This window comes from Demequina litoralis (assembly GCF_030418455.1).
In the GTDB taxonomy this organism is placed as follows: domain Bacteria; phylum Actinomycetota; class Actinomycetes; order Actinomycetales; family Demequinaceae; genus Demequina; species Demequina litoralis.
Window position 1 is genome coordinate 351,218 of record NZ_JAUHPW010000001.1, and the last position, 12,643, is coordinate 363,860.

At 72.1% G+C, this 12,643-nt stretch carries 9 protein-coding genes; 3 read left to right on the plus strand and 6 right to left on the minus strand.

From position 1 onward, the window contains the following. Positions 1 to 98: 98 nt before the first annotated feature. Both QQX09_RS01630 and QQX09_RS01635 read right to left on the minus strand, forming a co-directional pair. Positions 99 to 1,571: an HNH endonuclease signature motif containing protein gene (locus QQX09_RS01630; protein WP_301130952.1), complete on the minus strand. Its 1,473-nt coding sequence runs from the start codon at positions 1,569 to 1,571 to the stop codon at positions 99 to 101. A 200-nt stretch (positions 1,572 to 1,771) separates the two neighbouring features. Beyond that, positions 1,772 to 1,954, minus strand: a complete 183-nt coding sequence (locus QQX09_RS01635) for a hypothetical protein (RefSeq protein WP_062295482.1) — start codon at positions 1,952 to 1,954, stop codon at positions 1,772 to 1,774. 121 nt (positions 1,955 to 2,075) lie between these two features. Between QQX09_RS01635 and QQX09_RS01640 the strand changes: the two genes are divergently transcribed. After that, on the plus strand, positions 2,076 to 2,954 hold the full coding sequence (locus QQX09_RS01640) for a PPK2 family polyphosphate kinase (protein WP_301130953.1): 879 nt from the start codon (positions 2,076 to 2,078) through the stop codon (positions 2,952 to 2,954). A gap of 74 nt (positions 2,955 to 3,028) precedes the next feature. On the opposite strand, the gene zapE is transcribed toward QQX09_RS01640, so the two are convergent. Beyond that, positions 3,029 to 4,027 (minus strand): cell division protein ZapE, encoded by a 999-nt coding sequence (zapE, locus tag QQX09_RS01645; protein ID WP_301130954.1) that lies wholly within the window; start codon positions 4,025 to 4,027, stop codon positions 3,029 to 3,031. A gap of 111 nt (positions 4,028 to 4,138) precedes the next feature. Continuing rightward, on the minus strand, positions 4,139 to 5,575 hold the full coding sequence (gnd, locus tag QQX09_RS01650) for an NADP-dependent phosphogluconate dehydrogenase (RefSeq protein ID WP_301130955.1): 1,437 nt from the start codon (positions 5,573 to 5,575) through the stop codon (positions 4,139 to 4,141). A 105-nt stretch (positions 5,576 to 5,680) separates the two neighbouring features. On the opposite strand from gnd, the gene QQX09_RS01655 reads away from it, so the two are divergent. Both QQX09_RS01655 and QQX09_RS01660 read left to right on the plus strand, forming a co-directional pair. After that, a complete protein-coding gene (locus QQX09_RS01655; RefSeq protein WP_301130956.1) occupies positions 5,681 to 6,235 on the plus strand; it encodes a DUF3000 domain-containing protein in 555 nt (184 codons plus the stop codon). Further along, positions 6,232 to 7,488: an HRDC domain-containing protein gene (locus QQX09_RS01660; protein WP_301130957.1), complete on the plus strand. Its 1,257-nt coding sequence runs from the start codon at positions 6,232 to 6,234 to the stop codon at positions 7,486 to 7,488. Before QQX09_RS01655 ends, QQX09_RS01660 begins: the two co-directional genes overlap by 4 nt. A 180-nt stretch (positions 7,489 to 7,668) precedes the next feature. Here QQX09_RS01660 and dxs read toward each other — a convergent pair whose 3' ends face one another. Together dxs and acnA are read right to left on the minus strand one after the other, a co-directional pair. Beyond that, a complete protein-coding gene (dxs, locus tag QQX09_RS01665) occupies positions 7,669 to 9,531 on the minus strand; it encodes a 1-deoxy-D-xylulose-5-phosphate synthase (RefSeq protein ID WP_301130958.1) in 1,863 nt (620 codons plus the stop codon). A 180-nt stretch (positions 9,532 to 9,711) separates the two neighbouring features. Then, positions 9,712 to 12,522: an aconitate hydratase AcnA gene (acnA, locus tag QQX09_RS01670; RefSeq protein ID WP_301130959.1), complete on the minus strand. Its 2,811-nt coding sequence runs from the start codon at positions 12,520 to 12,522 to the stop codon at positions 9,712 to 9,714. Positions 12,523 to 12,643: the final 121 nt, after the last annotated feature.

Genomic DNA, 12,643 nt, shown 5'->3' on the forward strand with positions numbered 1-12,643 from the left:
CAGCTGCCGTCGCCGCTCTTCCCGTCGAGCTTGGAGCGAGGCCACCCGGGCATGCCGGTGCGGCGCCTCCCGTGGGGGTGGGCGCCGTCGGGGCGGGGTCATCTGGGTGGGTCGGTGGTGCCGGTGTCGTCGCGGTGGTCGGAGCGGTCGGTGGGGCGGATGTCGGTGATGTCGATTCGTAGTGCTGCCTTGCCGCCTTGGCGGGGTCGTTGGAGGGGGTCGACCGTGACGGGCGGGATGAACCACACCTCGGTGGCGGTGGCCTTGACCTGCCAGCCGTCGTCGTGGATCCGATGGTGGCAGCGTGTGCACAGGAGGACCCCGTTGGACAGGTCGGTGGGGCCGGAGTCCAGCTTCCACCAGGCGATATGGTGGGCGTCGCACCATGCCACCGGGGCATGGCAGAACGCGCATCCACCGTCCCTCTCGGCGAGCGCGTGGCGTTGGGCGGGGGTGAAGTATCGGCGGGCGTAGCCCACGTCGAGGACCTGGGAGCCGCCACCGAGGACGATGGGGAGCATCCGCGCGTCGACCATCATGCGTCGCATCTGCCCGGCTGACAGCGGTGTCGAGACAGCGTCGCACGATCCGAGCCCCACCCCGGTGGTGAGGGCGTCGTAGTCGATGCGGATCACGACCTCGGTCGACACCCCCGAGCCGGGCTGGTCGCAGCGCATCCCGTGACGGGCGAGGTCTACCAGCGCGTCCACGCGGATCCGGCCCGCCTCCCCCGGAGGGGCCGCCCCCAATCCTTCGTCGCGGCGCTTGCGGAACGCGTCCTTGACCTGTGCGTCGCACCACGTCTTGAGCGGTGCCGCCGATGCCGGATCCAGCAGGCCCGAGATCCGCACCATCCCGTCGGCGCCTTCCGTGAGGGACAGGTAGCGTTCGGCGCGCTGGCGCTTCTCCCGCTCCTCCCACCGGCCCTGGTCCCACCGGGCCCGCAGCTCCAGGCATGCCTTGCGCAGATCCGCCAACGACAGCTTCAACGCCTTCGCGACCAGCGCCTTCTCGACGTCCTCGCCCGCACCCTCGAGGGCCTCGAGGGTGTCGATCACCAGCGCCGCCTGCGCCGCCGACAGGTCGCCCGCCCTCACCGCGGCCGCCACATGCCCGAACCTCGGCGTCTCACCGCTCCCGCGTGCACCGGCACCATCCCCGGCGCCGCCGCTGCTGCTCGCGCCACCACCGCCGGCACCGCCACCACCGCCGGCGCCCGCGCCACCCGCACCGCCCGCATCGTCACCGTCGTCGTCGCCGTTGTCGAACAGCCGGCCCGTGACGATCGCATCACGTGCCTGCCCGGCCGACCCGCCCCGCTTCTTCGCGACCATCCCGTTGGCGTTGCGGTGACCGCGCCTGCGCGCCATCCCGCCACCGGGCTTGTCCTTGGAGCGCCGCTCCGCCTCGGCCGCGAGCATCACCCCCGGCACGTCCGCGAGCCGCGCCAGCTTGCCCGCGACCTCCAACGCGGTCGCGAGCTCGTCCTCGGACAGGGTGCGCAGGTCGCGCTGCTCGAAGGGCTTGAGCGGCACCAAGCCCTTCGCGACATCCAGCACCGAGAACTCCATGCGACAAGTCCACCACGAGGGTCAGACAACGCCCAGAAACCATCACCCCAGGTATGTGGACAGTTTCCACCCCGACACGGCCTGTGGACATCACCCCGCCCGAGCACGCGCGGACGCGGGGACACGACAGCGAGGCGACTGACGCGCACCCAGCGGGCACGGAGCCACCGCCCCCAGGCCCCGACCCGGCACCCGCGAGGCTACGCGTTCAGCGCCTCGAACACGTCGTAGATCAGGAACGCGGGCCACACCAGCGCCTGCAGCAGCGCGCCGACGTGCTCCCAGAAGCCGTCCGCCTGCTGCCAGAACCACACCGCCGACCCGACGATCGCCAGGAAGTAGGTGCCGCCCCACCCCGCGTTCGCGCCCGTGTTGCTGCTCATCACCGCTCACCCCCCGAAGAGGCGCCGATGCGCCCCACCTCCCGGTCTAGCAGGACCGCCGCCCTGCCGCGACCCGCAGGGCGTGGTTATCGTGGCGGCAACAGGCATCGAGGGGGCTGCCATGACGGAGACAGGCTGGCGGGATCGGCCGTCGGAGATCCTGCGCGTGGGCGAGGGCTTCGACCTCGGAACCTTCGACACCCGCGCCACACCCGGCTTCACCGGCGGCAAGGTCGAGGGCAAGGCGGCGCGGGCGCGGCTCGGCGAACGGCTGTCGGACCTCCAGGAGATGCTGTACGCGGAGGGGCGTTCCGGCGGCGGCCGCGCCGTGGTGCTCGTCCTCCAGGGCATGGACACGTCGGGGAAGGGAGGCATCTCACGCCACGTGCTCGGCATGGTCGACCCGCAGGGCGTCGCGGTCAGGTCGTTCGGCGCGCCCACGCCGGAGGAGCTCCAGCATCACTACCTGTGGCGCGTGCGGCGCGCCCTCCCCCGCCCGGGGCGCATCGGGGTCTTCGACCGCTCGCACTACGAGGACGTGCTCGTCGCGCGGGTCGCGAGGCTCGTCGAGGGCGATCCGTGGCAGCACCGGTACGCCGAGATCAACCGCTTCGAGCGCGAGACCGAGGCCGCAGGCATCACCGTGGTGAAGATCGCGCTGATGATCTCGCCGGAGGAGCAGCTGGCGCGCCTCGGGGAACGTCTCGAGCGCCCGGAGAAGTTCTGGAAGTACGACCCGAGCGACCTCGACGCACGAGAGCGCTGGGACGAGTACATGCACGCCTACCAGGATGTCTTCGACGCCACCTCGACGTCCTCGGCCCCGTGGCACGTGGTCCCCGCCGACCGCAAATGGTACGCGCGACTCGCGGTGACGCAGCTGCTCGTCGACACGCTCGAGGACTTGCACCTCTCCTGGCCCGAGGCCACCTTCGACGTCGGGGCGGAGCGGGCGCGCTTCCGGGCGCTCCTGCCGGTGGACGATGCGGTGGCCGGGTAGGCGACGACGGCGGCCGGCCGGCCGATAGCCGCGTCGCCCGCACGCGCGCACGGTGCGCGCGGCGCGACCCCTGCTCAGACGGGCCGGGTGTGCTCGAGCGCGGCGTGCGCCATCGACTCGAGACGGGACAGCGCCCGCAGGTACTTCTTGCGGTAGCCGCCCCGCATCATGTCGGGCGTGAACAGCTCCGTGAGCGCCACTCCCGAAGCCGCGATCACGGCGTCCCGGTCGTACAACCGGTCCACCAGCGCCACCACCCGCAGCGCCTGGTTCTGGTCCTCGAGCGGCGCGACGTCGCGGAGGGCGAGCCGCTCGACCCCGGCGACGTACGCGCCGTAGCGGGACGCGTGGACGTTGACGAGGTCCGCGACCAGATCGGACCACACCGCCGCGGCCCCACCCGGACCGCCCGCGAGCTCGTCGAGCAGCTCCGGCGACGCCGGCGCCGGGAAGTCCAGCGAACCGCGGTGCCGGTAGTCGGGCCCGTCGATGCGCACCGTCTCGAAGACGCGGGCGACCGCCTGGATCTCCCGCTGGAAGTCGGAGGCGGCGAAACGTCCCTCGCCCAACGCATCGGGCAGGGTGTTGGACGTCGCCGCGACGCAGGTTCCCGCGTCGGTGAGCTCGCGCATGAGGCGCGCCATGATGAGCGTGTCTCCCGGGTCGTCGAGCTCGAACTCGTCGATGCACACGACGGCGAACGCCGACAGCGCCTCGCGCGCCTTCACGAATCCCAGCGCACCCACGAGGTTGGTGTACTCGACGAACGTGCCGAAGGCGGCGCGCGACGGACCGAGCGCGTGCGCGAGCGACGCGAGCAGGTGGGTCTTGCCCACGCCGAACCCGCCGTCGAGGTACAGCCCGATGCCGGGCCCCTTGCGTGCCCGGAACCGTCGCGTGTGCGGCGCCGCGAACTCGCGGACCTCGGCGAGCGCGGCGCCCTGCGACGGGTGCGCCGGATCCGGCACGTACGTGTCGAAGGACGCGGACGCGAAGTGCGGCGGCGGAACGAGCGCGGCGATGAGCTGCTCGGGGGCGACCTCGGGCCTGCGCCCGACCAGCTCGATGCTCACGGCGCCCAGACTAACGGGACCTTCGTCCCCTCCCGGACGCGCGCATCGTCCCCGCAATGCGGAACGGGGCGCCGGCCGCAGCCGACGCCCCGTCCGGGAGCGATCAGAGGATCAGGCCTCGACCTCGGTGCGGTCGCCCGACCACAGCGTGTGGAACGTGCCCTCGACGTCCACGCGCTTGTAGGTGTGCGCGCCGAAGAAGTCGCGCTGGCCCTGGATGAGGGCCGCGGGCAGGCGCTCCGCGCGCAGCGAGTCGTAGTACGACAGCGACGACGAGAAGGCCGGGGCCGGCACACCGGTGAGGGCGGCCTGCGCGACCACGCGACGCCAGGCGCCCACGCCGTCCGCGATCGTGTCCGAGAAGTACGGGTCCACGAGCAGCGTCGGCAGGTCGGCGTCCCGGGTGAACGCATCGGTGATGCGGTCGAGGAAGCGGGCGCGGATGATGCAGCCCGCGCGCCAGATCTTGGCCATGTCGCCCAGCGTGATGTCCCAGCCGAACTCCTCCGACGCCGCGCGGATCTGGTCGAAGCCCTGCGCGTACGCGACCACCTTCGAGGCGTACAGCGCGAGGCGCACGTCCTCGATGAAGCCCTCGCGGTTGTTGATGTGGAAGTCGCCGGTCGACGCCGTCAGCACGTCCCGGGCGGCCGCGCGCTGCGCGACCTGCGACGAGATGGCGCGGGCGAAGGTCGCCTCGGCGATGCCGGTGACGGGCACGCCCAGGTCGAGCGCGGACTTCACGGTCCAGCGGCCGGTGCCCTTCTGGCCCGCCTCGTCCTTGATAACGTCGACGAGCGCCTTGCCGGTGCGCGCGTCGGTCTGGCGCAGCACCTCGGCGGTGATCTCGATGAGGAAGGACTCGAGGTCGCCCTGGTTCCACTCGGCGAAGATGTCCGCGATCTCCGCGGGCTCGAGGTCGAGGCCGGTGCGGAGCAGGTCGTACGCCTCGCCGATGAGCTGCATGTCGGCGTACTCGATGCCGTTGTGCACCATCTTGACGAAGTGGCCGGCGCCGTCGGGGCCGATGTGCACGCAGCACGGGGTGCCGTCCTCGGCCTTGGCGGAGATCTTCTCGAGGATGGGGCCGAGGGTCACGTAGGACTCGGCGGGGCCGCCGGGCATGATCGACGGGCCGAGCAGCGCGCCCTCCTCACCGCCGGAGACGCCGGAGCCGACGAAGTGCAGGCCCTTGGCGGCGAGGTCCTTCTCGCGGCGCATCGTGTCGGTGTACAGCGCGTTGCCCGCGTCGACGATGATGTCGCCCTTCTCGAGCAGGCCCGTGAGCTGGTCGATGACGGCGTCGGTCGGGCCGCCCGCCTGCACCATGATCACGACGGTGCGCGGCACCTGCAGCGAGGCCACGAAGTCCTCGAGCGTCTCGGAACCGATGAACTCGCCCTCGTCCCCGTGCTCCTCGAGCAGCGAGTGCATCTTCTGCGGCGAGCGGTTGTGCACCGCCACCGTGAAGCCGTTGCGTGCGAAGTTGCGGGCCAGGTTGCGGCCCATGACCGCGAGGCCGGTCACACCGATCTGAGCGAGCGCCATCGTCCATCCTTCAAGGGAGGTTGCCGGGGTACGGGGCCAGCCTAGACGTTCGCACCGTGCGTGGCGTACGCGTCCCGTGCCAGGCACGGGGCATAGGCTCCGGTTATGGCCAGCGACCTCAGCGAGGCGCCCGCGGACTTCCGCGAGGCGCTCCTGTCGCTGCGCGACGCCCCCACCCATCCCTCCGTCCGGCTGACGGAGGTGCCCGCCCCGCACCGCATCGCGCCGTACGCGGCGGCCATCAGCGGCGAGGTCGAGGGCGAGGAAGCCTCCGGGCGCTTCGTGATCCTCCACGACCCCGACGGCCAGGCCGCCTGGGAGGGGACGATGCGCATCGTCGCCCTGGTGAAGGCGTCGGCCGACCCCGAGGTCGGCCGGGACGAGCTGTGGGGCGACGTCGCGTGGTCGTGGCTGTCGGACTCCCTCGCCGGCGCGCCCCACCGCGCCCGCGGCGGTACCGTGACCAAGGTGACCTCGACGTCGTTCGGAGAGATGTCCGACCGACCGGACGAGGTCAGCATCGAGCTGCGGGCGTCGTGGACGCCCACCACGACCGATCTGGCCCCGCACATCGCGGCGTGGACGGATCTCATGGCCGCATGCGCCGGCGTCCCCCCGACGCCCGATGGCGTGCGCACGCTGCCGGGAAGGACCCTGTGACCGAGCCCACCGCCGCGTCGTCCCCGGAGGACGATGCGCCCGTCGCCATCCCGCTGACCGAGCCCGCGGACGGGGTGCCGCCGATCATCGACACCCCCGAGGCGCTCGCCGAGGCCTGCGCCGCCTTCGCCGCCGGCACCGGCCCGGTCGCCGCCGACGCCGAGCGCGCCTCCGGCTTCCGCTACGGCCAGGGCACCTACCTCGCGCAGTTCAAGCGCGCCGGCGCCGGCATCGCGCTCATCGACACCGCCGCGCTACCGGACCTGTCGAGCTTCGGCGAGGCCCTCGGCGATGCGGAGTGGGTGTTCCACGCCGCGAGCCAAGACCTGCCCGGCATGCGCGAGCTCGGGATGACGCCCGCGAAGGTCTTCGACACCGAGCTGGGCGCTCGCCTGCTCGGCTGGCCCCGCGTGGGCCTCGCCGCCGTGGTCGAGCGCGAGCTCGGCTTCGCGCTCGCCAAGGAGCACTCGGCTCAGGACTGGTCGACGCGCCCGCTCCCCCACGACTGGCTCGTCTACGCGGCGCTCGACGTCGAGGTGCTGCTCGACCTGCGCGACAGGCTCGCCATGCACCTCGAGGCCGCCGGCAAGCTCGAGTGGGCCGAGCAGGAGTTCGAGGCGGTCCGCCTCGCCCCGCCGCCCGAGCCCCGCGAGGAGCCGTGGCGCCGCACGTCCGGCAGCCACCAGGTCCGCGACCAGCGCGGCCTCGCGATCGTCCGCTCCATGTGGGAGGCCCGCGACAAGGAGGCCCGCCGCCGCGACGTCTCCCCCGGCCGCGTGCTGCGCGACCAGGCCATCGTCGCCGCCGCGCTGGCCAAGCCCACCTCGCTCGACGCGCTCCTGGGCGTCCGCGAGTACCAGTCGAAGGGCACCAAGCGCCGCGCTCCCCAGTGGTACAAGGCCGTCGAGGAGGCCATGGCGCTGCCCGACAAGGCCCTGCCCTCGCGGCGCGCGCCCCAGGGCGACGGCCCGCCGCAGCAGCGGGTGTGGAAGGACAAGCGCCCCGAGGCCTTCGCGCGGCTCACGGTCGCGCGCGAGCGCATCGCCGCGCTGGTCGACCGCCACGCGGTCCCCGCCGAGAACCTCCTCCAGCCCGACGCGCTGCGCCGCACGTGCTGGGAGTACGCCGACGGCGGCGAGGAGTGGATCCGCGCGTTCCTCGCGGGCCGCGGCGCCCGTGCGTGGCAGATCGACCTGGTCGCGCCCGAGCTCTCCGCGGCCTTCGCCGAGGCGCAGGTGCCGTCGGAGGGCTAGGCCCCGCCGCATCGTCCCGCCGCGCGACACGCCCCGGTGGTACCACTCGGGACGAGGCGGCCCCCGAACGTACCGATTGGTACCACTCGGGACGAGGCATCCCTCGAACGTGCCGATTGGTACCAATAGCGCCGCGGTGCCCGGGCGCCGGCCGCGCGGAGTGGAACCCGGAGGACCCGCTCAGTCCTGGTCGAGCCGCGCCAGGGTGTCGTCGGCGATGGCCGAGGGGTCGAGGCCCAGGTCCTCGACCAGCTGCGCGCGCGAGGCGTGCTGGAGGAACTCGCGCGGGATGCCGTGGTGGGACCACTCGGCGCTCAGGCCCTGGAGCCGCGCGAAGCTCGCCCACTCCTGGCCGATGCCCGCGTCGGTGAGCCCGTCCTCGACGGTCACGACCAGCTCGGCGCCGCCGATCAGCCCGGACAGCCCCTCCGGCACCGGGTGGACCCAGGTCGCGGTGGCGGCGAGGGTGGAGATGCCGTCCGCGGCGATCTTGTCGGCCGCCTCGATCGCGGTCGCGGCCATCGAGCCGAGCCCCACCACCACGACCCGCGGCGCGTCGCCGTGCTCCGCGAGCACCTCGAGCCCGCCAACCTCACGGATCGCGGGGATCGGGTCGCCGACCGCGCCCTTGGGGTACCGCACCACGGTGGGCGCGTCGTCGACGTCGATCGCGTCGCGGAAGGCCTGCCGCAGCGTGTCCGCGTCGCGCGGCGCCGCGAGCTGCAGGCCGGGCACGTGACGCAGCAGCGCCATGTCCCACATGCCGTTGTGGCTGGGGCCGTCGTCGCCCGTGATGCCGGCGCGGTCGAGCATGAAGGTCACGCCCGCGCCGTGCAGCGCCACGTCCATGAGGACCTGGTCGAACGCGCGGTTGAGGAAGGTCGCGTAGACGGCGACCACGGGGTGCAGGCCCGCGTACGCGAGGCCCGCGGCGCTGGTCACCGCGTGCTGCTCGGCGATGCCGACGTCGATGACACGGTCCGGGTGCGCGTCGGCGAACGGCTGCAGGCCCACCGGGGCGAGCATCGCCGCGGTGAGCGCGACCACGTCGGGACGCTCCTCGGCGACGGCGAGGATCTCGTCGGCGAACACCGACGTCCACCCGAAGCGCGACGGCTCGATGGGCAACCCGGTCTCGGGGTGGATCTTGCCGACCGCGTGGAAGCGGTCGGCGACGTCCTGCTCCGCGGGCGTGTAGCCGCGCCCCTTCTCGGTGAGCACATGCACGATGACGGGCCCGGCGAAGTCGTGGGCCTGCTGGAGCGCGCGCTCGACCTGCGGAAGGTCGTGCCCGTCGATCGGGCCGATGTACTTGAGGCCGAGGTCCGCGAACACGCCGTCCTCGGTGAGCAGGCCCTTGAGGGCGCGCTTGCCGTGCTGCACGGACGAGTACATGAAGCTGCGGAACGGGCCGCGGTTCTGGAAGGTCCGCTTGCCCCAGCCGAGGAACTCCTCGTAGCGGCGGTCCGTGCGGATGGTGTCGAGCTTGCGCGCGAGGCCGCCGATGGTGGGCGCGTACGAGCGGCCGTTGTCGTTCATCACGACGACCACCCGGTCCTGCGAGGCGCCGAGCGAGTTGAGCGCCTCCCAGGCCATGCCGCCCGTGAGCGCACCGTCGCCGATGACCGCGATGGTGCTGCGGCCGGTCTCACCCTTGATCGTGTGCCCGCGCGCGATGCCGGCCGCCCACGACAGCGCCGTCGAGGCGTGCGAGTTCTCGACGATGTCGTGGACGCTCTCCTGACGGTCCGGGTAGCCCGACAGCCCGCCGCGGCGGCGCAGCGTCGAGAAGTCCTGGCGGCCGGTGAGCAGCTTGTGCACGTACGCCTGGTGGCCCGTGTCGAAGACGATGGAGTCGTGCGGCGAGTGGAACACCCGGTGGATGCCGATGGTGAGCTCGACGACGCCCAGGTTGGGACCCAGGTGGCCGCCCGTGCGGGAGACGTTGTCGACCAGGAAGTCGCGGATCTCCGCGGACAGCTCGGCCAGCTCCTCGTAGGTCAGCCCGCGGAGATCCCGCGGCGACCCGATGCGCTCCAGCACCCGTTGCTCCTCACTGCTGTTGACGTTCCACTGTACGGCCTTCCGGTCCCGCCGCCCGGCGACGCTGCCGGGTGAGGTGCGGCGAGCATCGTGCCGGGACGATGCGCGGCGCGCCCGGCCCGGAAGGCCGGCGGCCCCGCCCGGCGCATGCCGGACGGGGCCACCGAAGCCAAGCGGCGCTCAGGACACGAGCGACCGCAGCACGTACTGGAGGATGCCGCCGTTGCGGAAGTAGTCCGCCTCGCCGGGGGTGTCGATGCGCACGACCGCGTCGAACTCGACGACCGAGCCGTCGGCCTTGGTCGCCTTGACCGGGAGGGTGCGCGGGTGCTCGCCCGCCGAGAAGGCGGACACGCCGACGATGTCGAACGTCTCGGTGCCGTCGAGGCCGAGCGACGAGGCGCTCTCCCCCGCCGGGAACTGGAGCGGCAGGACGCCCATGCCGATGAGGTTCGAGCGGTGGATGCGCTCGAAGCTCTCGGCGATCACCGCGCTCACGCCGAGCAGGCGCGTGCCCTTGGCGGCCCAGTCACGGGACGAGCCGGTGCCGTACTCCTTGCCCGCGAGCACCACGAGCGGGATGCCGGCGGCCTGGTATGCGACCGAGGCGTCGTAGATGGTGGTCTGCTCGCCGGTGAGGTGGTCGAGCGTGAAGCCGCCCTCCACCACCGAGCCGTCCTCCTTCTGGAGGAGCAGGTTCTTGAGGCGGATGTTCGCGAACGTGCCGCGGATCATCACCTCGTGGTTGCCGCGGCGCGAGCCGTAGCTGTTGAAGTCGCGGCGCTCCACGCCGTGCTCGGCGAGGTAGATGCCCGCGGGGCTGTCCGCCTTGATCGAGCCGGCCGGCGAGATGTGGTCGGTGGTGACCGAGTCGCCGAGCAGCGCGAGCACGCGGGCACCCCCGATGTCCTGGACGGGCTCCGGCTCGAGGCCCATGCCCTCGAAGTACGGGGGCTTGCGCACGTAGGTCGAGTCGTCGGCCCACTCGAAGGTCTTGCCGGCGGGCGTGGGCAGGTTCTGCCAGCGCGCGTCTCCCGCGAACACGTCCGCGTAGTCCTTCTCGAACATCTCCTGCGTGATGGACGAGCCGACGATCGACTCGACCTCGGCCGCGTCGGGCCAGATGTCGCGCAGGAACACGTCGTTGCCCTCGGTGTCCGTGCCGAGCGGCTCGGTGTCGAAGTCGTGGTCCATCGTGCCGGCCAGCGCGTAGGCGATGACCAGCGGCGGCGACGCGAGGTAGTTCATCTTCACGTCGGGGTTGATGCGGCCCTCGAAGTTGCGGTTGCCCGAGAGGACCGACACGACCGCGAGGTCGTTGTCGTTGACGACGTCCGACACCTCCTGCGGCAGCGGGCCCGAGTTGCCGATGCACGTGGTGCAGCCGTAGCCAACGAGGTGGAAGCCCAGCGCCTCGAGGTCGGGCCACAGGCCGGCCTTCTCGTAGTAGTCGGTGACCACCTGCGAGCCGGGCGCCATCGAGGTCTTGACCCAGGGCTTCGACTTCAGGCCCTTCTCGTTGGCGTTGCGCGCGAGCAGCGCGGCCGCGAGCATGACCGACGGGTTCGACGTGTTGGTGCACGAGGTGATCGAGGCGATCACCACGGCGCCGTGGTCGAGCGCGGTCTCGGTGCCGTCGGCCATCGTGAGCGGCACGTGCTTGTGCGGGCGCGTCTTCGTCGCGACGGACGATGCGTGGGCCGGCTCGGGCGCGTCGTCCGCGTGGGCCTCGGCGGCGATCGGGTCGGAGGCCGGAAAGGTCTCCTCGACCGACTCGTCGAGACCGTGCAGCTCCTCGTGCTGCGCGTAGTCGAGGATCGAGGTGCCGAACGCCGACTTGGCGGCGGTGAGCTCGATGCGGTCCTGCGGGCGCTTCGGGCCGGCGATGGACGGCACCACGGTCGACAGGTCGAGCTCGAGGTACTCGGAGTACGCGGCCTCGCGGGTCGGGTCGTGCCAGAGGCCCTGCTCCTTGCAGTACGCCTCGACGAGCGCGACCTGCTCCTCGGAGCGGCCGGTGAGGCGCAGGTAGTCGACCGTGACGGCGTCGATCGGGAAGATCGCGGCGGTCGAGCCGAACTCGGGGCTCATGTTGCCGATGGTCGCGCGGTTGGCGAGCGGCACCGCGCCCACGCCCTCGCCGTAGAACTCGACGAACTTGCCGACCACGCCGTGACGGCGGAGCATCTCGGTGATGGTGAGCACCACGTCGGTGGCGGTCGCGCCGGCGGGGATCTCGCCGGTGAGCTTGAAGCCCACGACCTTGGGGATGAGCATCGACACGGGCTGGCCGAGCATGGCCGCCTCGGCCTCGATGCCGCCCACGCCCCAGCCGAGCACGCCGAGGCCGTTGATCATCGTGGTGTGCGAGTCGGTGCCGACGCACGAGTCGGGGTACGCCTGGGTGGTGCCGTCGACGTCGCGCGTCATGACGCCGCGCGCCAGGTACTCGAGGTTGACCTGGTGGACGATGCCGGTGCCCGGCGGGACCACCTTGAAGTTGTCGAACGCGGTCTGGCCCCAGCGGAGGAACTGGTAGCGCTCGCGGTTGCGCTCGTACTCGAGGTCGGTGTTGCGCTCGAGGGCGTCGCCGCGGCCGAAGATGTCGATGACCACCGAGTGGTCGATGACCATCTCGGCGGGCGCGAGCGGGTTGATGACGGTCGGGTCGCCGCCGAGCTCGCTCACCGCCTCGCGCATCGTCGCGAGGTCGACGACGCAGGGCACGCCCGTGAAGTCCTGCATCACCACGCGGGCGGGCGTGAACTGGATCTCGGTGTCGGGGTCCGCGGTGGGCTCCCAGCCCGCGAGCGCGCGGACGTGGTCGGCGGTGATGTTCGCCCCGTCCTCGGTGCGCAGCAGCGCCTCGGCGAGGATCTTGAGCGAGTACGGCAGGCCCTCGAGCCCTGGGACCGCGTCGAGTCGGAAGATCTCGTACTGCTTGTCGCCAACGTTCAGCGTCGACTTGGATCCAAGGCTGTTCGCGCTCATGCGTCTCCTCCGTGGTGCGGGGTCTCCCGGCGATGGGTCTGGGGCCATCCTAGCCATCGAGGTTGCGCCGCCGATGCACGTCCGATGCGGGCGCTTCCCTGGCAGGATGTCGGCGGCTCGT